25 protein-coding genes are annotated in these 21291 nt (G+C 58.2%); 22 read left to right on the top strand and 3 right to left on the bottom strand.

All coding sequences use genetic code 11. The features are described from left to right. Positions 1-3: 3 nt before the first annotated feature. From LKR43_RS16180 to phnP, 21 genes are all read left to right on the top strand, one after another. Positions 4-129 (top strand): hypothetical protein, encoded by a 126-nt coding sequence (locus LKR43_RS16180; RefSeq protein WP_255675948.1) that lies wholly within the window; start codon positions 4-6, stop codon positions 127-129. Positions 130-136: 7 nt separating this feature from the next. Then, on the top strand, positions 137-1084 hold the full coding sequence (gene hemC / locus LKR43_RS03425; RefSeq protein ID WP_227682447.1) for a hydroxymethylbilane synthase: 948 nt from the start codon (positions 137-139) through the stop codon (positions 1082-1084). 12 nt (positions 1085-1096) lie between these two features. Continuing rightward, positions 1097-1912: a uroporphyrinogen-III synthase gene (locus LKR43_RS03430; protein ID WP_227682448.1), complete on the top strand. Its 816-nt coding sequence runs from the start codon at positions 1097-1099 to the stop codon at positions 1910-1912. Between the two features lie 27 nt (positions 1913-1939). Then, positions 1940-3286 (top strand): uroporphyrinogen-III C-methyltransferase, encoded by a 1347-nt coding sequence (locus LKR43_RS03435; RefSeq protein WP_227682449.1) that lies wholly within the window; start codon positions 1940-1942, stop codon positions 3284-3286. A gap of 11 nt (positions 3287-3297) precedes the next feature. Continuing rightward, the gene (locus LKR43_RS03440) at positions 3298-4815 is read left to right on the top strand and encodes a heme biosynthesis HemY N-terminal domain-containing protein (protein WP_227682450.1); all 1518 of its coding nucleotides are present in this window, start codon (positions 3298-3300) and stop codon (positions 4813-4815) included. 36 nt (positions 4816-4851) lie between these two features. Further along, on the top strand, positions 4852-5388 hold the full coding sequence (gene ppa / locus LKR43_RS03445; protein ID WP_227682451.1) for an inorganic diphosphatase: 537 nt from the start codon (positions 4852-4854) through the stop codon (positions 5386-5388). Continuing rightward, positions 5389-6087, top strand: coding sequence for a fumarylacetoacetate hydrolase family protein (locus LKR43_RS03450; RefSeq protein WP_227682452.1), 699 nt, complete (start codon positions 5389-5391; stop codon positions 6085-6087). Positions 6088-6128: 41 nt separating this feature from the next. Beyond that, positions 6129-6260, top strand: a complete 132-nt coding sequence (locus LKR43_RS03455; RefSeq protein WP_227682453.1) for an entericidin A/B family lipoprotein — start codon at positions 6129-6131, stop codon at positions 6258-6260. A gap of 214 nt (positions 6261-6474) precedes the next feature. Further along, positions 6475-7308 (top strand): phosphonate ABC transporter ATP-binding protein, encoded by an 834-nt coding sequence (gene phnC, locus LKR43_RS03460; RefSeq protein ID WP_227682454.1) that lies wholly within the window; start codon positions 6475-6477, stop codon positions 7306-7308. Between the two features lie 77 nt (positions 7309-7385). After that, complete coding sequence (gene phnD, locus LKR43_RS03465; RefSeq protein WP_227682455.1) at positions 7386-8390, top strand: phosphonate ABC transporter substrate-binding protein; 1005 nt, start codon at positions 7386-7388, stop codon at positions 8388-8390. Between the two features lie 67 nt (positions 8391-8457). Continuing rightward, complete coding sequence (gene phnE, locus LKR43_RS03470) at positions 8458-9252, top strand: phosphonate ABC transporter, permease protein PhnE (RefSeq protein WP_227682456.1); 795 nt, start codon at positions 8458-8460, stop codon at positions 9250-9252. A gap of 37 nt (positions 9253-9289) precedes the next feature. Next, positions 9290-10012, top strand: coding sequence for a phosphonate metabolism transcriptional regulator PhnF (gene phnF / locus LKR43_RS03475; protein ID WP_227682457.1), 723 nt, complete (start codon positions 9290-9292; stop codon positions 10010-10012). Next, positions 10002-10472: a phosphonate C-P lyase system protein PhnG gene (gene phnG, locus LKR43_RS03480; protein ID WP_227682458.1), complete on the top strand. Its 471-nt coding sequence runs from the start codon at positions 10002-10004 to the stop codon at positions 10470-10472. The genes phnF and phnG overlap by 11 nt, the downstream gene beginning before the upstream one ends. Next, positions 10472-11065: a phosphonate C-P lyase system protein PhnH gene (phnH, locus tag LKR43_RS03485; protein WP_227682459.1), complete on the top strand. Its 594-nt coding sequence runs from the start codon at positions 10472-10474 to the stop codon at positions 11063-11065. The genes phnG and phnH overlap by 1 nt, the downstream gene beginning before the upstream one ends. Beyond that, entirely contained in the window at positions 11066-12163 is a 1098-nt protein-coding gene (locus LKR43_RS03490; protein WP_227682460.1) for a carbon-phosphorus lyase complex subunit PhnI, read from the top strand. It begins immediately after the preceding gene. Next, the gene (locus LKR43_RS03495; protein WP_227682461.1) at positions 12160-13029 is read left to right on the top strand and encodes an alpha-D-ribose 1-methylphosphonate 5-phosphate C-P-lyase PhnJ; all 870 of its coding nucleotides are present in this window, start codon (positions 12160-12162) and stop codon (positions 13027-13029) included. The genes LKR43_RS03490 and LKR43_RS03495 overlap by 4 nt, the downstream gene beginning before the upstream one ends. Beyond that, a complete protein-coding gene (phnK, locus tag LKR43_RS03500) occupies positions 13026-13796 on the top strand; it encodes a phosphonate C-P lyase system protein PhnK (protein ID WP_227682462.1) in 771 nt (256 codons plus the stop codon). The genes LKR43_RS03495 and phnK overlap by 4 nt, the downstream gene beginning before the upstream one ends. Before the next feature lie 10 nt (positions 13797-13806). Then, positions 13807-14511 carry a phosphonate C-P lyase system protein PhnL gene (gene phnL, locus LKR43_RS03505; RefSeq protein ID WP_227682463.1) on the top strand — a complete coding sequence of 235 codons (705 nt, stop codon included), beginning with the start codon at positions 13807-13809 and terminating at the stop codon, positions 14509-14511. Further along, positions 14501-15646 carry an alpha-D-ribose 1-methylphosphonate 5-triphosphate diphosphatase gene (locus LKR43_RS03510; RefSeq protein ID WP_227682464.1) on the top strand — a complete coding sequence of 382 codons (1146 nt, stop codon included), beginning with the start codon at positions 14501-14503 and terminating at the stop codon, positions 15644-15646. The genes phnL and LKR43_RS03510 overlap by 11 nt, the downstream gene beginning before the upstream one ends. Continuing rightward, a complete protein-coding gene (phnN, locus tag LKR43_RS03515) occupies positions 15646-16230 on the top strand; it encodes a phosphonate metabolism protein/1,5-bisphosphokinase (PRPP-forming) PhnN (RefSeq protein WP_227682465.1) in 585 nt (194 codons plus the stop codon). The genes LKR43_RS03510 and phnN overlap by 1 nt, the downstream gene beginning before the upstream one ends. After that, positions 16221-16988: a phosphonate metabolism protein PhnP gene (gene phnP, locus LKR43_RS03520; protein WP_227682466.1), complete on the top strand. Its 768-nt coding sequence runs from the start codon at positions 16221-16223 to the stop codon at positions 16986-16988. Before phnN ends, phnP begins: the two co-directional genes overlap by 10 nt. 27 nt (positions 16989-17015) lie before the next feature. Here phnP and LKR43_RS03525 read toward each other — a convergent pair whose 3' ends face one another. From LKR43_RS03525 to LKR43_RS03535, 3 genes are read right to left on the bottom strand one after another with little or no spacing between them, the layout of a single operon-like run. After that, positions 17016-18083 carry a CaiB/BaiF CoA-transferase family protein gene (locus LKR43_RS03525; protein WP_227682467.1) on the bottom strand — a complete coding sequence of 356 codons (1068 nt, stop codon included), beginning with the start codon at positions 18081-18083 and terminating at the stop codon, positions 17016-17018. Further along, a complete protein-coding gene (locus tag LKR43_RS03530) occupies positions 18080-19099 on the bottom strand; it encodes a YhdH/YhfP family quinone oxidoreductase (protein ID WP_227682468.1) in 1020 nt (339 codons plus the stop codon). The genes LKR43_RS03525 and LKR43_RS03530 overlap by 4 nt, the downstream gene beginning before the upstream one ends. Continuing rightward, positions 19099-20256: a CaiB/BaiF CoA transferase family protein gene (locus LKR43_RS03535; protein ID WP_370632065.1), complete on the bottom strand. Its 1158-nt coding sequence runs from the start codon at positions 20254-20256 to the stop codon at positions 19099-19101. The genes LKR43_RS03530 and LKR43_RS03535 overlap by 1 nt, the downstream gene beginning before the upstream one ends. Positions 20257-20442: 186 nt before the next feature. On the opposite strand from LKR43_RS03535, the gene LKR43_RS03540 reads away from it, so the two are divergent. Then, the gene (locus tag LKR43_RS03540) at positions 20443-21285 is read left to right on the top strand and encodes an IclR family transcriptional regulator (protein WP_227682470.1); all 843 of its coding nucleotides are present in this window, start codon (positions 20443-20445) and stop codon (positions 21283-21285) included. Positions 21286-21291 lie beyond the last annotated feature (6 nt).

A 21291-nucleotide genomic window follows, 5' to 3' on the forward strand; every position in this document is an offset into this window, starting at 1 on the left:
CACATGAGTCTATTCAAAACGTCCGGGCGCAAGAAGCCTGACGAGTCAGGCCTGTCTTTATTGCAAGGTCTGGGCATATTGGCCCTGATCGGTATTGCAGCTGCTGTCTTGCTCAATATTTTTGCTTAGAGGCGGCATGTCGGAAGCTCCAGCAAAACTCGTTATCGCCACTCGTGCGAGCCGGCTTGCCCTGTGGCAGGCCGAGCACGTACGCGACCGCCTGCAAACCCTGTATCCGTCGTGCCAGGTCAGCCTGCTTACCATGACGACCCGGGGCGACCAGATACTTGATCGCAGTTTGTCCAAGGTCGGTGGCAAGGGTTTGTTCGTCAAGGAACTGGAAACGGCATTGCTTGATGGTCGTGCCGACCTGGCCGTACATTCGCTCAAAGACGTGCCGGTCGACATGCAAAGCCCGTTTCTGCTGTCGGTCATCCTCGAGCGTGACGATCCTCGTGATGCATTTGTGTCCAACCATTACGCCTCGCTCGACGAACTGCCCGACGGCAGTGTGGTGGGCACTTCAAGTCTGCGTCGCGAGGCCCAGTTGCGTCAGCGTTATCCTGCACTGCAGGTTCAGCCTTTGCGCGGCAATCTGGATACCCGTCTGGGCAAGCTTGATCATGGTGACTATACGGCCATCATCCTTGCCGCCGCCGGCCTCAGGCGCCTTGGCCTCGAGTCCAGGATTCGCAGCTATCTTACGCCAGAGCAAAGCCTCCCGGCAGCGGGTCAGGGTGCTCTGGGTATAGAAATCCATGAATCGCGCACTGACATGCAGGCATGGCTGGCGCCATTGGCCGATCCTGACACCACCGCCTGCGCGCTGGCCGAAAGGGCAGTGTCACGCGTACTGGGCGGGTCCTGCCAGGTGCCCCTGGCTGCATTTGCGCAACGCGACGGCAATACGCTCAAGGTCAGTGGCCTGGTCGCCGAGCCTGACGGCTCGCGTATCATCAGGGCCCAGGCATCGGGCTCGCTTGAAGAGGCTGAACAGCTCGGAGAGCGCATCGCCCACGAGTTGCTGGACCATGGCGCTCGCGCAATACTCGACAAACTCGTGGCACCTGACGCTGCCTCATAAGGGGCATTCATCGTGTCTGCAACGGCTTTGACGCCCCGTGTCGTTCTGACACGTCCGCAAGGCAAGAACGAAGCCCTGGCCCGACGCCTGTCGGGTGCAGGCTTGCCGGCCTTGTTGCTGCCGGCCTTGCACATACAGTCATTGCCAGCGGACGCTGCCCATATTCCCGATCCAGACGCCTACGATCTGCTGGTGTTCGTCAGCGGCCATGCGCTGCAGTTTTACCTGCAGGCGCTGGATGAGCGCCGTGCCGGCTGGCGCTGGCCCGTGCATACGCGGGCTGCCACAGTAGGCGGTACGAGTGCGCGCATGCTCCGGGAGGCCGACTTCATTGCTTCATCGCAGATCATCCATCCTGGACCTGACCTCAGTCAGGACTCCGAAAGTCTGTGGCATTTGCTGCAACCCCGCCTTAATACCTTGAAAAAAGTTTTGATCATCAGGGGACGGACGGGCAGGGAGTGGCTGGGGAGCAAGCTGGAACAGGCCGGTGTGCAAGTGGACCGCGTGGCGATGTACGACCGGATTCCCGCGCTGTGGGATACGCAGCAAGCTGAACAACTGGGTCAGGTACTCGGCCAGGCAGAGCCCTGCGTATTCTTGCTTACCAGTAGCGAGAGTCTGGACGCCGTACATGCCAACGTCCGGCGTCTTGGGCTGGAGCATGGTTGGGCGCGGTCGCGCTTTGTCGTTATTCACGAGCGCATCGCGCGCCGTTTACAATCGTCACTTCAGGCATCTGGTAAGGTAGAGCCGGCAATGGTAAAAATATGCCAACCGGGCGATGACACCATTTTTCAGATGATCACGCTCGCCGCAGCACTTTAAGCAAGCACCTAGGATTACAATCTCGTCATGACCGATAAAAACACCGAGATCTCGCAGGCATCAGCCGCAACTACGCCGGTCAAACCGGGGCCGGCCACCAGCGCCCCCAAGCCCGCGAGCAAGGCCCCCAAGGCCGCCAAGGCCAGATCGCCATGGCTACCCGCTTTCATCGTCGTGCTGATCATTGCCGCGATCCTGGCTGCGCTGGTCTGGTATCAGCAGAAACAATTCGAGCAAACCCGTGCGCAGCTCATCAGTCAGGTTCAAAGCAGCAACAGCACTGTCAGCCAGGCCGTCGAGCAATCCCGTCAGGCGCTGGCGCTCACTCAGGAACAATCAGGCCAGATTTCGGCACTGGAAAATTCCTTGCGTCAGTTTCAGGGGCAGGTCGATGGCCTGGATCAAGCCTTCCAGACGCTCACCGACAGCGGCTCCGATCTGGTACTGATCAACGACGTTGATCACCTGGTCACGATCGCGCAACAGCAGTTGCAGCTGGGTGGCAACGTTGCCAATGCGGTAATCTCGCTCGAAACAGCCCAGGCGCAGCTTGCCAGGGCCAATCGTCCTGCGCTGGCATCCCTGCAACAAACACTGAATGGTGATCTCGACCGCTTGCGGGCCACCTCTACTATCGATATTGCGGCCTTGTCGACCCAGCTCGACGAGCTCAGCGGTCTGGTCAGCGAAGCGCCGCTCATGGTGCCCGACGATGCTGCACCGGAACCCGTGCCGGCACCACACGCCGCTGCCACGACTACGGCGCCAGCCAACGAACCCCAGCCCGCGCAGAACGACTCCGCGCCCTGGTGGCAGCAAAGCCTTGATACCGCTCTCGGCTGGAGTAAAGAAGCCTGGGATTCCGTGCGTCAGGATCTCGGTGAGTTCATTACAGTACGCCGTGTCGATGACGCCACCGCTTTGCTGATGTCACCGGATCAGGCTACGCGGTTTCGTGAAACCTTGCGCTTGCGTGTCATGACGGCACAACTGGCGCTCATGATGAAGCAACCCAAGATCTGGCAAGCCGAGACTGCTGCCCTGGTCACTTCCATCGAGTCGCGCTTTGACGAGCGTTCAGCACAAACCCGTCGGGCCCTGAAGATTGCGCGCCAAATGGCCGACACCAATATCGATGCCAAGCTCCCAACGGTAGACAACACCATACAGGCGCTTGAAGTTTTGCGTGCAGAACAAGTGAACCGGCAAAAGCTGGAAGGCACGCAGGCCGATACGCCAGCCTCCGGGCCCGAGCAGATAGAACAAACCCCTGATGCGTCACAGCCCGTCCAGGAAGCGCCCGAGGCTGTTCAGCCAGAGCAGGCGGATCCCGCCCAGGCAGACAGCTCGCCGGTTGAAACGGCCGAGTCATAAGGGGTCACATCATGAGAACCTGGTTCTGGACCCTGATCGTATTGGCCGCCGCGGTGGGCCTGGCTTTGGTGTTGCGCGAGCATAGCGGCAATGTACTGATCGTCGCCCAACCCTGGCGTATCGAGCTTTCACTTACCTTGGCCGTATTACTGTTGCTGGCCAGCTTCATCATTCTGTATTGCCTGATTCGTGTGCTGGCCTGGATAGGCGTGCGTCCGGAGCGTTTCCGTTCCTGGCGCAGCCTGCGCTCGCAAAAGCGCGAGCACGAACTGCTCGAGAATGGCTGGATCAGCGTCCTGGAAGGCCGTTACGCGGAAGGCGAAAAAGATCTTTCCAAATTGCTGGATCGCACCAAAACCAAAAGTCGCAAAGTGCTGGCCGGCCTGACGTCGGCACGGGCGGCGCATCATATGGGCGAATTCGCTCGTCGCGACGAAGCATTGACCCTGGCGCGCCAGAGCGCCCAGGATGACCCACGCCTTAGCGAAGCGACCGCAACCGTCACTGCCGAGATGTATCTGGATCAGAACCGGCCCCAGGATGCGCTGGTGTTGCTGCAGCCACTGCAGGACGCCTCTGCCCGGCATTTCCACGCAACCCGCTTGTTGCTGCGTGCCCACCGTCAATTGCGTAATCATGATCGCGTTTTCGAACTTACGCGCTTGCTGTCGCGCCGTGGCGTACTGGAAAAATCCGAGGCGGTTCAGCTTATCGAAACCTCTGCGGCAGCCCGTCTGCGTGCAGGCGGCTACGAAGAATTCAAATCCATCTGGGGCGATCTCAAGTCCGACGAGCGTGTGCTGCCCGATGTGGCGCTGGCCGCTGCAAATATTCAAGCCGGGCAGGGCAACATCGATGAGGCTTCGAAAATACTGGAAACCGCTCTGGCCGTAAAAATGGATGCTCGTCTGCTTAACGCCTACTCGCAGTGCCCGCCCGAGCACGTGGCTCGCAGGCTGAGCAAAGCCGAGGTCTGGCTTAAGTCGCATCCCGACGACTCCGCCTTGCTGGCTGCGCTGGGCAATCTTTGCCTGACCGGCGAGCTGTGGGGGCAGGGCGAGCGCTATCTGTTGCGCAGCATGAAAATACGCAGCGATATGCGCATACATGCTTTGCTGGGCAACTTGTACGACCGGCTGGGCCGTGCCGCCGATGCCATGAAGCACTGGCGTCTCGCATCCAGCGTGGCCGGAGTGCTGCCGACGCTGCCCGCCCATCGGGTATTGCCTGCAGCCGACACACGTGCAGATCCCACATTGGTCGATGTCGAGCGCATGCCTGCGCAGGCCAGCGTCGTGCGTGACATGCATGTACCCCTGGCTGCCAGCGCCTCCGACTTCGTCAGCGACGACGAGCTCAGCGCCACTGCCGACGCTCCTGCAACACGGCCCCAGGTTCCGGCGCCCACATCGCAGGAAGTTGATAGCCCTGACGCCTATCCTGACGAATATTTCGACAGTGCGCCCATACCTGGTGTCGATCTGTCACAAACCTCGGATCGTCCTCATCGCGGTTCAGGCAACGATTGATTTTTTCTTGTTTTTATCTTTAAGGCTATATTAAGCATGAGCTTAGACCGCGTACCTGCTGGCAATAAACTGCCGGACGAATTCAATGTAGTTATCGAAATCCCCATGAACGCTGATCCGGTCAAATACGAAGTCGATAAAGACTCCGGTACCGTGTTTGTCGATCGCTTCATGCTGACAGCCATGCACTATCCCTGCAATTATGGCTACATCCCCCAAACCATTTCCGACGATGGCGACCCCGTTGACGTGCTGGTGCTGGCCCCGTTCCCCATACAGGTCGGTGCCGTGATCCGTTCGCGCGCCATCGGTGTGTTGAATATGGACGACGAAGCAGGTGGCGATGCCAAGTTGCTGGCTGTGCCTGTCGACAAACTCTACCCTCCTTACCGTAACATCAAGTCGCCGGCCGACTTGCCTGAAGAAGATCTGGCCCGCATTCAACATTTCTTCGAGCACTACAAAGATCTCGAGAAAGGCAAATGGGTCAAGGTCAAGGGCTGGGACGGTGCAGACGCCGCACGCAAGGAAATCGTGGACAGCGCCGAACGTTACGCCAAGGATGGCAAGTAAATGGAAACCATCATTCCCGCATTGCCCGTTGCAGCGCTGGCGGTGGCGGATTCGAGCGCAGTATTTCCTGTCAGGCGGGTTTATTGTGTTGGGCGCAACTATGCTGAACACGCCAAGGAAATGGGCTTTACCGGTCGCGAAGATCCCTTTTTCTTTTGCAAGCCGGCTGACGCGCTGCTGCAAGCGGCCGACGGCGAAGTTGCCAAACTGCCTTACCCGCCCAAAACCTCCAATCTGCACTACGAGATCGAACTGGTGGTGGCATTGGATAAGGGCGGGCGCGACCTCACCGTCGAACAGGCGGCTGAGTGTGTCTGGGGCTATGCCATAGGTCTGGACATGACACGCCGTGATCTTCAGGGCGATGCCAAGAAGCAGGGGCGTCCCTGGGAAGTAGGCAAGGCGTTTGATCACTCCGCGCCCATAGGTCCGCTGCACCCGCGCGAGAAGGTCGGCACGCTCGATTCCGGTGCGATTACGCTGAGCGTAAATGATGAAATCCGCCAATCCAGTGATCTGTCGCAGATGATATGGAATATCGCCGAATCCATCGCCTACCTGTCAGGCTTGTTCGAATTGAAGGCGGGCGATATTATCTTTACCGGAACGCCGGAAGGCGTAGGCCCGGTTGTTGTTGGCGACACGATGATCGGCGCAATAAAGGGCCTGGGTGAACTGCACGTAACAGTAACCGAGTAATCACTTAAATAAACGCAAGCTTGCGTAAACAAGGAGCGATCATGACTAATAAAATTCTGGCTCTGTTTGCTTTGGTCGGTTGCCTGGCCATGGCCGGGTGCGCCAATACTGTCGACGGCGCGGGTAAAGACATCAGCAATGCGGGCAATGCAATTTCCAAATCCGTGAAGTAATGGGCAGCAGGCACCCGTACCGGGCGACCTGAACCTGCCAGCCAAGGCCGGGCGCATGCCCGGCTTTTTTTTCGCCTGTCACAGGCATGGTTTCCCAGTGTCATCGCGTGCATGTCATAAAAGCGTCACGCTCATTTAATCTGTAGGTCATGCACAGTTTCTAAGATTCCGTCTGTTACGGCGATACGTCGCCTGGTATTTTAGGAAACTATTCATGCATTCAGCTATCAATGTCTCGGGCTTGAACAAAAGCTTTGGCGGCAAGCAAGTGCTGTTTGATCTGGGGCTGGCCGTAGAGCCGGGCGAGATGGTGGCCTTGATTGGCGCATCGGGTTCAGGCAAGTCAACGTTGCTGCGCCATCTGGCAGGCCTGGCTTGCGCAGACGGTGGCGCCGGCAGCTCTATACAGGTTCTGGGCCGTTCTGTTCAGTCGGCAGGGCGCTTGAACGGACAAGTGCGCCGCCTGCGTGCCGATATCGGCTACATCTTTCAGCAATTCAATCTGGTTGGTCGTCTTAGCGTGCTCAGCAATGTGCTGCTGGGGCGTCTGGGCCGCATGCCGCGCTTGCGCGGCTCACTGGGTCTGTTCAACCACGAAGAAAAACTAAGCGCCATGGCTGCTCTGGAACGAGTGGGCCTGGCCGAATTTGCGCACAGGCGGGCCTCCACGCTCTCGGGCGGGCAGCAGCAACGCGTGGCGATTGCCCGCGCCTTGACGCAAGAGGCTGAAATTATCCTGGCCGACGAGCCTATCGCTTCGCTTGACCCTGAGTCGGCGCGCAAGGTGATGGACATCCTGGCAGACATCAACGCAACCGACGGCAAAACCGTGGTGGTTACCCTGCATCAGGTCGACTACGCCGCACGCTACTGCGAACGCGTTGTTGCGCTCAAGGATGGACGTGTTCATTACGACGGCCCGGTGCAAGCGCTCAGCGGCGCATTTTTGAATGAGCTGTATGACGGTGATCTTGATGCCGGCCTGTTGCTGCCCAAGCCGGCGCAGCACGGAGCAAGCCATATACCCCTTTCTTTAGTTGCAGCCTGATGAGCGTGTGCTCATCGGGTTTTCTTTGTTTCGACTTGTCTAGACAAGTCGACCAGTCCCTACACAGGAGTAACAGTATGTTTAAAGGTATGCGCAAAGCGCTGCTGGCCACCGCAATCACGGGCATGTCTTTGTTTGGCGCCGCCCAGGCCGAAGAGCTCAAGGAGCTGAATTTCGGAATTATTTCCACTGAATCCTCCCAGAACCTGAAGGCGCAATGGGATCCATTTCTGGCCGACATGGGCAAGCAGACCGGCATGAAGATCAATGCCTACTTTGCCCCTGACTACGCCGGCATTATCCAGGGCATGCGCTTCGACAAGGTAGACGTGGCCTGGTATGGCAATAAATCAGCCATGGAAGCGGTGGACCGCGCCGGCGGCGAAGTCATCATGCAGACCGTTGCAGCAGATGGCAAGCCTGGCTACTGGAGCCTGCTGATTGCCCATAAAGATAGCCCGATCAACTCGGTTGAAGATATGCTGGCAAACGCCAAGGATCTGAACTTCGGCAACGGCGATCCCAACTCTACTTCGGGCTTCCTGGTTCCCGGCTACTACGTGTTCGCCAAGAACAATGTCGATCCCAAGCAAATCTTCAAGCGCACCCTGAACTCCAGCCATGAAGTCAATGCATTGAGCGTGGCCAACAAGCAGGTGGATGTGGCTACTTTCAATACCGAAGGCATGGAGCGTCTGGAACAGACCCATCCTGATAAAGCCGCCCAGCTTAAGGAAATATGGAGGTCGCCGCTGATTCCATCGGACCCCATCGTATGGCGCAAGAATCTGCCCGAAGCCACCAAGGCCAAGGTACTTGCCTTCTTCAATAACTATGGCGCCAACCAGCAAGAGCTGGATGTGCTGGCAGGCCTGCAGTGGGGCAAATTCCGTGCTTCCAGTGACGACCAGTTGCTGCCCATACGCCAGCTGGAACTGTTCAAGCAGCGCAGCCAGGTTGCTGCCGACAGCACGCTCAGCGACAGCGAAAAGAAGGCAAAGCTGGCCAGCATAGACAGCGATCTTGAGAAGTTGGCCGTACGTATGGCTGAACTCGAGAAGAAAGTCGCCAGCGCCAAGTAAATACTAAATGCCCCGTGCCGGCCCGACAGAGCGGCATGGGGCATTTGCACTAAAGACGATTTATCCCATGACAGGTTTGGTCTCTACTTCTTTATCGTATCAGGCACCCAAGCGTTCCTGGTCTCAGTTGCTGGGTTGGCTTGCGCTGGTGCTGCTGCTGGCATGGTCCTGGGATGGCGCGGAAATGAATCCCGTCATGCTCTGGCGCGATGCCGACAACATGCGTACTTTTCTGGCTGATTTTTTCCCGCCGGACTTTCGCTACTGGCAGCTGTACATGAGCGAAATGCTGATCACCGTGCAGATTGCGGTTTGGGGCACAGCGCTGGCCATCGTTTTTTCCATACCCCTGGGTATTCTTTGCTCTGAAAACATTGCGCCCTGGTGGATCTGCCAGCCGGTGCGACGCGTCATGGATGCGTTCCGCTCCATCAACGAGATGGTTTTCGCCATGCTCTTTGTTGTGGCGGTAGGCCTGGGGCCCTTCGCGGGCGTAATGGCTTTGTTTGTGGGTACCACGGGCGTGCTGGCCAAGTTGTTTGCCGAGGCGGTCGAAGCCATCGAACCCGGTCCGGTAGAAGGTGTCAGGGCAACGGGCTCGAGCAGCCTTCAGGAAGTCATTTACGGCGTGATACCCCAGGTGCTGCCGTTATGGATCTCGTACGCGTTGTATCGCTTTGAATCCAACGTGCGCTCGGCCACCGTTGTGGGCATGGTTGGTGCCGGTGGCATCGGCGTCACCCTGTGGGAAGCCATACGCGGGTTTCAGCTGGCGCAGACCTGCGCGATTCTCATCATCATCATTGTTGCGGTCAGTCTTATAGACATTGTGTCGCAGCGCCTGCGCAAACACTTTATTTAAGCGGAGACAGAGGCGGCTGGTACGCCTTTTTCAAACCATGAACTTGTCTAGACAAGTGAGTCCGAAGTATCTGGAGCTGGCGCAGACGCTGCGCGAGGAACTCGATATTTACGAGGCAGGTGATTACCTGCCTGCCGAATCCGCTCTGGCGGAGCGTTTCAATGTCAACCGCCATACCCTGCGCCGGGCGGTTGATGAGCTGATAGCAGAAGGGCGGGTGTTGCGTCACAAAGGGCGTGGTACCTGCGTGTTGCCACGACCGATCATTTATCCGGTTCATGCTGCAAGTGCCTACAGCCAGACGCTGGAGCATATGGGATTTCATTCCCGGGCCATCGTGCTGGGCAAGCGCAAGCGGACAGCCACTGCAGATGAATCGCAAGCCTTGCAGCTGAACAACGATGAGCCGGTGCTCGAGGTCGAAACCTTGCGTTTTCTGGATGATCAGCCCATCAGTCTGATTAGCCACTGCTTTGCCGAGCGCCATCAGAACGTGGTTCACGGCTATAGCGGTGGCTCCATGCGTGCGTATCTGGCGCAACGCGGCATCAGGCTCAAGCGCGTCTCCACACTGATAGGTGCACGTACCCCAACCCAGCGCGACGCTTTGCGCCTGCTCATGCCCAGGCATACGCCGGTCCTGAGCATACGCACGCTCTCGAGCAATGGCGACGGCGCTTCGTTCGAGCTGTCCAACTCGATCACGCGCGCCGATCGTTTCAAGTATCACGTCATTTCAGGAGAACAACATGACGATTAATCCGGATAAGGGGGCTGCCAGCGATGCGCTGGCCCGGCGCCAGCAGTGGATGCGTGTGCTGGCGCGAGCCGGCGCACGGCTGAACAGGTTTGACGATGTCTTGCGCCAGCATGAGTATCGCTACATACGTCCCGCCGAGATCGGCATGGTCATGGTACGTGGTCGCGCAGGCGCGACGGGTGCGGCATTCAATCTGGGCGAGATGACCGTTACGCGTTGCGTGGTGCAGCTGGACAATGGTCGTCACGGATATGGCTATGTGGCCGGTCGCAGCAAACCCCATGCGCAACTGGCTGCATTGGCAGATGCCCATCTGCAGGGCGAACAGCAGGACTACTGGATGAGCAGCCTGATTGAACCTCTGGAGCGAGAGCAAATGGCCGAACGTGCTGCCAGGGAAGCGCAAAGCGCTGCGACGAAAGTTGATTTCGTCACCATGGTACGAGGGGAGGACGACTGATGGACAACTTGTTGATGCCTGCCTTTGCAGAGCCGGTTCATGCTTCTCAACAGGTATTCCGGCATGCCCTGAAAGCATTGTCTGAGCCTGGCCTGCTTCAGAACGTCGGTGACGTGCCCGGCCTTGATTGCCTGGCGCCCGCGACCTACGCCCTGTGCCTGAGTCTGCTGGACAGCGATACCACGCTGTGGCTGAGTCCTTCGCTGGATACAGCGCAGGTCAGGGCCAACCTGACATTTCATTGCGGCTGTCCCATAGTCGAACAGCCGCAGCAGGCTGCGTTTGCCATCCTGGACGGTAGCCGCGATACGGATATTTCTGCCTTCAACACAGGCACCGACCGTGATCCGCACTTGTCATGCACGGTGCTGTTGCAGCTGGACAGTCTTGATTCCGGTGCGGCCACTTTATGGCGCGGCCCGGGCATTTTGAACAAGCGCACTGTGCGTTTGCCCTTGCCGCCGGCCTTCTGGGCGCAGCGGGTACAGCAGCCGTTTCCACAAGGCGTGGATATGTTCATGACGTCGGGTTCGAGTGTTATGGGCCTGCCGCGCAGCACCAAAGTTTCTCCTGCCATCCAAGAGGTGATCTGAATGTATGTTGCCGTAAAAGGTGGCGAACAAGCCATAGACAATGCACATGCCTTGCTGGCAAAGAAAAGGCGTGGTGATCTGTCCGTACCCGAACTGAGCGTAGAGCAGATACGCCAGCAAATGCCCCTGGCGGTCGCGCGGGTCATGGGCGAAGGCTCGTTGTACGACGAAGAGCTCGCCGCGCTGGCAATCAAGCAGTCGGCCGGTGATTTGCTGGAAGCCATATTCCTGCTGCGCGCCTATCGTACGACGCTGCCGCGCTTCATGTACAGCGCTCCACTACGCACCGAAACCATGCATGTCGAGCGCCGTATATCGGCCACGTTCAAGGATCTGCCTGGCGGTCAACGCCTGGGGCCGACCTTTGACTATACCCACCGCTTGCTGGATTTTTCCTTGCTTGCCGAGGGCTCGGCGCCTGCCAGGCTGGAGGAGGCGGTAGCAGAGCAACCCAAACCGTGCCCCCGCGTTGCCCAGATGCTGGCGCAAGAAGACTTGCTTACACCCGAGCAGGATACTGGTGCAGCCGTACCGGATATCACGCGTGAGGCCCAGGATTTTCCTTCCAGTCGCGCACAGCGGCTGCAGGCACTGGCTCGCGGCGATGAAGGATTTCTGCTTGCATTGGGCTATTCCACGCAGCGCGGCTACGGACGCAACCATCCGTTTGCCGGCGAGATACGCATAGGCCAGATAGAAGTGTGGGTAGAGCCAGAGGAACTGGGTTTCGCGGTACCGCTGGGCGATATCGAAGTCACCGAGTGCGAAATGATCAATCAGTTCGTCGGCAGCAAGACTCAGCCGCCACAGTTTACACGTGGCTATGGGCTGGCTTTTGGATACGCCGAGCGCAAGGCCATGGGCATGGCGCTGGTGGATCGCGCCTTGCGTGCCGAAGAGTACCAGGAAGAAATCGAATCGCCTGCGCAACAAGAGGAATTTGTATTGATGCACTGTGACAACGTTGAGGCCGCGGGCTTTGTTTCGCACCTGAAGCTGCCGCATTACGTTGACTTTCAGTCAGAACTGGATTTGATACGCCGCCTGCGCAAGGATCCTGCGCAGGATCAGGCCGCGCAAGAGGAGATGCAGGCATGAACACACAAACTGAAGCACCAGACACACAAGGCTATAACTATGCCTATCTGGACGAGCAGACCAAGCGCAGCCTGCGTCGCGGACTATTGAAAGCGGTGGCGATACCCGGCTACCAGGTGCCGTTCGGCGGCCGCGAAATGCCTTTGCCTTACGGCTGGGGTACGGGTGGCATGCAGGTTACCGCCGCCTTGCTGGGCCGCGATGACGTCCTGAAAGTCATAGACCAGGGCGCCGACGACACCACCAATGCGGTTTCGATCAGGCGTTTCTTTACTCGCACAGCCGGCGTGCAAACCACTACACGCACCGAGCAGGCCACACTGATACAAACCCGTCACCGTATACCCGAAACCCCTTTGCGCCACGACCAGATCATGATCTACCAGGTGCCCATTCCCGAGCCCTTGCGCTTTATCGAGCCATCGGATTCTGAAACACGCGCCATGCATGCCCTGAACGACTACGGCGTCATGCACGTGAAACTCTACGAAGACATCGCCACCTACGGGCATATTGCTACGACCTACGCCTATCCGGTCATGGTCGATGAGCGCTATGTGATGGATCCGTCTCCCATTCCCAAGTTCGACAATCCCAAGCTGCACATGAGCCCGGCCCTGATGCTTTTTGGTGCCGGACGCGAGAAGCGGCTTTATGCCGTGCCTCCCTATACCGAGGTATACAGTCTGGACTTCGAGGACTACCCGTTTGAACTGCCTACCTGGGAACACAGCTGCGCATTCTGCGGCAGCGAGACGTCATATCTTGATGAGCTGATTGTCGATGACGAAGGCACGCGCCAGTTTGTTTGTTCGGATACTGATTATTGCGGGCAACGTTCGGCCCGGCAGGAGGCCTCGGCATGAAAGCGCTTTTATCTGTACAAGACCTGACACTGCTGTATGGCCCCGAAAAAGGCTGCCAGGATGTCTCGTTCCAGCTCTATCCCGGTGAAGTGCTGGGCATAGTGGGTGAGTCCGGCTCAGGCAAATCGACCCTGCTCAGCGTGCTCTCGGGGCGAACGACGCCCGATCGAGGGCAGGTTTCCTACCACGGTCGCGATGGTGACGAGGTTGATCTGTACCGCAGCAGCGAAGCCCATCGCCGCTCCTTGTTGCGTACAGAGTGGGGGTTTGTCGAACAGAATCCGCGCGATGGCCTGCGCATGAATGTGTCGGCAGGCGCCAATATCGGCGAGCGCCTGATGGCGCAAGGCGTGCGCCACTATGGGCAACTGCGTCAGGCCGGATTGCAGTGGCTTAAACAGGTCGAGATAGACCCTACCCGAATCGATGACCTGCCACGCACCTTCTCGGGCGGCATGCAGCAGCGATTGCAGATCGCACGCAACCTCGTTTCCAGCCCACGCCTGATCTTCATGGATGAACCCACGGGCGGCCTGGACGTTTCCGTGCAGGCACACCTGCTCGATCTGTTGCGTGGCCTGGTACGCGAGCTGCAGCTTGCCGTGGTGATCGTGACACACGATCTGGCGGTTGCACGGTTGTTGGCTGACAGGCTCATGGTTATGCGCCGCTCGCGCGTGGTGGAGTCCGGGCTGACCGATCAGATACTCGATGATCCGCAGCATCCCTACAGCCAGTTGCTGGTCTCTTCCGTATTGCAGCCTTGAGGTGAAGAACATGAATCCCGTCATAGAAGTCCAGGGGCTGGCCAAGGCCTTCACCCTGCATCAGCAACACGGTGTAGTGCTTGATGTGCTGCAGGCATTGAATTTTTCGGTCCTGCCAGGCGAATGCCTGATCCTGCACGGCCGTTCCGGCGCCGGAAAATCCACGCTATTGCGTACGCTTTATGGCAATTACCTGCCGGCCGCAGGCAGCATACGTGTGCTGCACGAAGGCCGGATGATGGAAATGGTTGGCGCCGAACCGCGCCAGATCCTGGCCATTCGACGCGCGACCATGGGTTATGTCAGCCAGTTCCTGCGCGTCATACCCCGCGTCCGATGCCTGGATGTGGTGATGGAACCCGCCTTGTCGCGTGGCATGGAGTCCGGCCAGGCACAACGGCGCGCGCAAGATCTGTTGCGGCGTCTGGGAATCTCGGAAAGCCTCTGGTCGCTGGCACCCGGCACGTTTTCGGGTGGTGAGCAGCAGCGCGTGAATATCGCACGCAGCTTCATGGTGCACTGGCCCATACTTTTGCTGGACGAACCCACTGCCTCGCTGGATGAGGCCAACCGCAAGGTGGTGATAGAGCTGATTACCCAGGCCAGAGCCGAAGGCTCGGCCCTGATTGCCATTTCTCATGACGCCGCCACGCGCGATGCCATTGCCGACCGTTATCTGGACATGAGCCCCAAGGAGCTGGAACATGCATGTTGAACAAATACTGACCAACGCCCGCGTTGTGACCGACAGCGAAGTCTTTCACGGCACGGTGGCCCTGCGCGATGGTTTGATCCACGACGTAAGCCAGGGCGGCAGTTCGCTTTCACAGGCCCAGGATATGAACGGAGATTACCTGTTGCCGGGCCTGATCGAGCTGCATACCGACAATCTGGAAAAATACATGAACCCGCGTCCCGGTGTGGACTGGCCGTCGGAATCGGCGGTGCTGGCTCATGATGCGCAGATCGTGGCGGCAGGCATCACTACGGTGTTCGATGCGCTATCGATAGGTGATGTAAATCCCAAAGGTGACCGCTTGCGTCAGCTGCCCATCATGCAGCAGGCCATCGTCCAGGCCGAGCAGCAGGGCCATACGCGGGCCGAGCATCGTCTGCATTTGCGCTGCGAGCTCAGCCACGAAAAAACCCTGGGCATCTTCAACGAGCTGGTCGAGAACCCCCTGGTTCAGCTGGTGTCGGTCATGGACCATTCGCCCGGGCAGCGGCAGTTCGTCAAGCTGGAAAAATACCGCGAATACTATCAAGGCAAATACCATTTGAGCAATGCCGAAATGGAAGACTTCATCGAGCGACAGATAGAGAACTCACGCCGCTACAGTGATGAGTACCGTCGCTCGATCGCCACGCAATGTCGCCAGCGTTCGCTGTCGCTGGCCAGTCACGACGATGCAACGATGGAACACGCCCAGGAATCAGCCAGCTACGGCATGAGCATTGCCGAATTTCCGACCACCAAGGAAGCCGCCTCGGTCAGCCACCGGCTGGGCCTGAGCGTGCTGATGGGCGCGCCCAATGTCGTGCGTGGCGGATCACATTCGGGCAACATCGCCGCCACAGAACTGGCGAGCGAAGGTGTGCTGGACATACTTTCCAGCGATTACTATCCGGCCAGCCTGCTGCAGGCGGCGCGCATACTTTCAGAAGAAACTGACGGCTACGATTTGCCGCGAGCCGTGCGGGCCGTCAGCCTGGCGCCCGCCCGCGCAGCGGGACTGCACGATCGCGGAGAAATCCGCCAGGGCCTGCGTGCTGACCTGGTTCGCGTGCGCTCGCATCAAAAGCAATTTGTGGTGCAGCAGGTGTGGCGCAGCGGGCAGAGGGTGTTCTGATGGCCGGGCGTCTTGTCTACCTCATGGGCCCTTCTGGCGCAGGCAAAGACGCGGTGTTGCAGGGCCTGATGGCCTTGATGGGCGACAAAAACTGCTACCTGGCGCCACGGCTGGTAACCAGGCCGGCTTTTGAACGCGAAGCATACTCGGTTTCGGTGTCACCGGCCGAGTTCCAGCAACTGGAAGAGCAGGGCGGGCTGGCCCTGGCCTGGCGAGCCCATGGCCTGGCCTACGGCGTGCCCAGCGTGATAGATGAGCGGTTACACGAGGGCTGCGACGTGCTGGTTAACGGCTCGCGCGGCTATCTGCCCGAGGCATGCCGGCGCTACCGCAATCTGTTGCCCGTGTTGCTTACCGTTGATAGCAGCTTGCTGCGCCAGCGCCTGAGCAGCCGCGGCCGGGAAGGCGCTGTGCAAATTACTGAGCGACTGGAACGAAACTCGCGGTTTGCGGCATTGCCGCAGCACGCCGGCACAAACCCTGTGGTAACGATAGATAACTCTGGCCCCATCGGCGATGCCATTGGCATGCTTTACACTTATCTGAAAGAAACCCGATTCAGGCAGGAAGATACATGCGGCTAACCTTACTGGGCACCGGCAACGCCGGACAAGTACCCGTTTACAACTGCTCTTGCGCCGCCTGTGCACGGGCGCGCATGCAGCCTGAATACAGGCGCGGCCCATGCTCGGCACTGCTTGAATGTGGCGACCAGCGCTGGCTGGTCGATGCCGGGCATACTGACCTGGCCGAACGCTTCCCGCCCGGCAGCCTGAACGGCGTTATTCAAACACACTACCATGCTGACCATGCCCAGGGCCTGCTGCACCTGCGCTGGGGCGTGAACATGCGCCTGCCCGTGCTGGGGCCGCCCGACCCCGATGGCCTGGCCGACCTGTACAAGCATCACGGCATACTGGATTTTTCCCGCAAAATGCAGGCTTTTGAGCCTATGGATCTGGGTGGCTGTGTAGCCACCCCCGTACCGCTGGCGCATTCCAAACTAACCTACGGCTATGTGTTTGAAGCGGAAGGGCAGCGCTACGCCTACCTGACCGACACCGTGGGCCTGCCACCCGACACCCAGGCTTACCTGGCCCGCCAGCCTTTGGACCTGCTGGTGCTGGATTGCTCGTTTGCACCGGCCACCACGGCGCCACGCAACCACAACGACCTGAGCCGTGCACTGGAAACCATAGCCGGGCTGAACGTAAAGCAGGCCGTGCTGACGCATATCAGCCATGCGCTGGATGTGTGGCTTATGGACCCGGCCAATACGCTGCCGGAAGGTGTGATGGTAGGCCATGATGGCGTGGTGTTTGGGGATACGGCGCCAGCATAGGCCTCCGTGCTCAGTAGCACTTGGCATTTAGCGCTGACTTTCAACAGGCGGGCCACCAATGGCACTCGGAGTACGCGAAAATCGAGGTGCCGGAGCAGGATGCAGCAAACCCTCGACTCGGGTCAGGCTGTGCCGGGCGTTTAAATGAGGATGGGATTGTAATTCGCTTAGCTGAAGGACCGGTGAGACGCAGGCCTCGGTGCCCGTAAACACTTTTTCCCAGTGCGCCCGAGTCTGTTGTGCGAAGATGGCGGCAAAGCGCGTGCGAAGTGCAGGCCAGCTCTTACGGTCGTGTTGGTGGGGCAGCGTAGCGGGATCCAGCTGCAAGCCAGCCAGTAACGCTGCATAGAATCGTGGTTCAATTGCACCCACAGCCACCGCCTGGCCATCTGAGGTTGTATAGCTGGTGTAGAAATGAGCGCCACCATCCAGAATATTACTTTCCCGTTGATCTTGCCATTCGCCAGCTTGCCAACGCCCCAGTATAGGGGCCATCATCAGTAGTGTGCCATCTACCATGGCGGCATCTACCACTTGGCCCTTACCGCTGTTTTTAGATTCATAGAGTGCCGCTAGTACGCCCGCCAGCAGCAGCATCGCGCCGCCACCGTAGTCGCCGACAAAATTGATCGGTGGTGACGGCGCGGTGTCGGCGGCGCCAATGGTATGCAACGCACCAGCGGTAGCGATGTAATTGATGTCGTGGCCCACAGCGTCAGCCAGCGGGCCGCTTTGGCCCCAGCCAGTCATACGCCCGTATACTAGCTGAGGATTCCGCGCCAGGCAGACGTCGGGACCGAGCTTGAGTCGCTCCATTACCCCAGGACGAAGGCCTTCCAGAAGTATCTGTGAGTGCTGGATCTCACTTAATACGGAAGCTCGATCAGATTCGGTTTTTAGATCTGCAACCAATACCCGTTTGCCTCGACTTGTAAGTTCAAAGCGTGCATCGCGCTGCACGCCGGTGTCTGACGGTGTTGGTCGATCGATACGCAGCACATCGGCGCCCATGTCAGCCAGCATCATACCTGCCCAGGGAACGGGGCCAATTGCCTCCATTTCGATGACGCGTATACCCGTCAGTGGACCACTCATGATCGACGTCCCTGAAAACTTACCAAGGTGCGTCCTGATGTGTTGCCACGCAGCTGTTGTCCGGCATAGTCCATTAGTTGATTTAGAGAAATATGATGTACATGTGGCGTCAATTTCTCCATATCCGGCTTCCAGGTGCTGCCCAAGCGTTCCCACAGACATTGCCGTTGTGGCCAGGGCGCGTTGGCGTTGACGCCGAACATCTGCAGTCGACGCATAAAAAATGGCAGCCCGCTACCTTCGAACGTATTTCCCGCGGCGTTGCCAATGACAGCGATGGCGCCGCTATCTTGCATTGAACGCATCAGCCATGACAACATGGGACCACCTACGTTATCGATCGCGGCAGCAAAACGAGCTTTTTCCAGTGCTCGCTGCGGCTGATCCAAGACCGCAGCGTCGATGACTTCAGTCGCTCCCAGGGATTGCAGTACGGGTGCGTGGGCCAGGTTCCTGGTGATGGCCGCAACTTCGTAGCCGGCTTTGGCCAAGATGGCGATAGCCATGGTGCCCACTGCGCCGCTGGCCCCCGATACCGCCACAGGCCCGCTTTCACGAGTCAGACCAAGCTCTTCGAAGCGCTCCAGCGCCATAGCAGCCGTGAAGGCAGGAACGCCCAGAACGGCACACTCCAATGGTGTCAGACCGGGAGGAACTTGTTGCAGGTGGGCCGCGGGCACGCGCAGTATTTCGGCAAAGCCGCCATCAAAGCGGATACCAGTCTCATGACCGTGAACCAGTACAGTCTCGCCGGGATGGAATGAGGGTGAGGACGATTCAATTACTGTCCCCACGGCCTCAATACCTGCGACACGAGGAAAGTCGCTGATGATCTTTGCTTTCCCAAGTATGGACAGGCAGTCTTTGTAGTTCACGCCAGCGTGCAGGTTACGCACAAGCACCTCGCCTGGCGAGAGATCGTCCGGCCGCATGCGCTCCAGCGCGGATTGCACCTGGCCGTCTATCAGGTGACTACGCAACACTTCAAAGGATGCGGAGAGGGTAAGAGTATTCATTAGATCACCTGCTGTGCACGAAGCTCGGCTAGTTCAGCGTCGCCAAGACCGAACTCAGCGTAAATTTGACTGTTGTGCTCACCAACGGAAGGCCCAGTGCGTGGGATTGGCATCTCACGACCTACTACGCGCGGAACAATGCAGGGTGCTGGCAGACTCCCATAGTCCGGGTCAGATAAACGGATGATGGCTTCGCGCGCCTGAAAGTGTGGATCGGACTTGATGTCTTCAATGGTGTAAACCTTGCTGAACGGAATTTCATGCTCCGAAAGACGGGTACGAATTTCCTCGAATGAGCGTGCCTGAAACCACTGCGACAGTTCGCTGTCCAGCAACTTCATGTTCTCTACGCGCTTAGGATTGGTAGAAAAGAGTGGGTCAGTGATCCATTCTGGACGATCAATTGCGTGACATAGCCGGCCGAACGTGCCGGTTGACGAGGCAACTAACGAAAAATATATGCCGTCAGCGCTGCAATACATGTTTGAAGGGGCGGTATAGCTGGTGACGTTGCCGGCCCGGCCACGTACTTGACTCAGATGCTCGTGCTCGACGGGCAGAGGGTCAAGCAGACGGAACATGGCCTCGGTAGCTGCCAGATCAACTTCTGCGCCTTTGGCTTGAGGATCGCTGCGCAGCCTTACCATTTCTGCGGCAATGGAAAACGCGCAAAATACACTGGCTACTGAATCGCCGATTGGAAAATTGCTGTGCAGCGGTGAACCGCCTGACTCGCCTGTGAGATTCGTGAAGCCGCTCATTGCCTCGAAAATACGCGCAAAGCCGGGCTTGGTGCTATAAGGCCCGGTTTGTCCGAAACCCGTCAGACGGATGACTACCAGGCGTGGGTTTGCGCGATGGAGCGTAGCGATATCAAGGCCCCAGCGGTCCATCGTGCCGGTGCGGAAGTTCTCTATCAGCACATCGAAGCTGGGCAGCATGGACAGCAGAATTTCACGTCCGCGCGGTTTGCGCACGTCGAGCGTAATGCCACGCTTACCCCGATTGGCCACCTTCCACCATAACGCGACGCCATCTTTGACCGGCTGTAGCGTTCGCAGTGCGTCGCTACCATCAGGTAACTCCAGCTTCACTACGTCAGCGCCATGATCTGCGCAAAGCGTTGCACCAGCAGGGCCGGCCAATACAGTGGCCATGTCAAGGATACGTACGCCACTGAGCGCGCCGTTGGAGTGAGTTGATGAAGTCAAGAGAGGACCTTTCGAGTTAAGTGATGATATCAAGCTCAAATTTGCCAGTGATTGGCCATATTCGCAATAATCCATTTCGCTAAGCGAAATGATATTTTGAAATTGTTGACTTCCAATCAGTGGTCCTTAATCATGAAAGAACAAAAAACTTCCTCCAAGCAGCGCGTGAAAGCAATTACCCTTCCGGGTCTCGTCAACCCACACGACCTCAGCACTGATCGTCAGTTCTCGATGAGCATGGCACGCGGATTTGCAGTACTGCGTGCGTTCACCCCAGCCTCGCCGGTGCTAAGCAATGGAGAAATCGCCGATCGCACGACATTGCCCAGGCCTACCGTCTCACGTTTGACTTATACGTTGACGCTGCTGGGCTACCTTAGCCACGACAAGCACTTACGGAAATATCGCTTGGGCTCAGGTGTTTTAACGCTGGGTTATCCGTTGCTGGCGAGCATGCATATACGGCAACTGGCCAAACCGGCGATGGAAGCGCTGGCACGCGGTACAGGATGTACAGTTAATCTGGGTATTCGTGACCGCGATAGCGTGGTCTACGTTGACTCGGTACGTGCTGACCGCAGCAACCAGCATTTGCCGGATATTGGTTCTTCACGTCCCTTGATGGCAGCGGCAATTGGCCGAACGCTGATGCTCGCTTGTCCTTTGGCTGAGCGTACAGCCATTCTCAACTATCTGAAGATTCAGGATCGTGCGATGTTTGATTCGATGCACGACATTTGGGTTGAAGACGAAAAGCGCTTCGCAGCAGAAGGTTATTGCCATTCGCGCGGAGATTGGCGCAAGGAAGTGCATGCGATTGCCATGCCTATTCGACAAGCCCATGGCCAGCCACAGCTAGCCATAAATTGCACGATTGCCGCGCACGAGGCGCAAAGTGACCGCCTGGTAAGTGAGGTGCTTCCGCTGATGCGGGACACTGTGCGACAGATTGAACTCTCCTTGGGAATGCTCTGATTTTCT

Source organism: Pusillimonas sp. MFBS29 (genome assembly GCF_020687695.1).
GTDB lineage: Bacteria > Pseudomonadota > Gammaproteobacteria > Burkholderiales > Burkholderiaceae_B > Pusillimonas_C.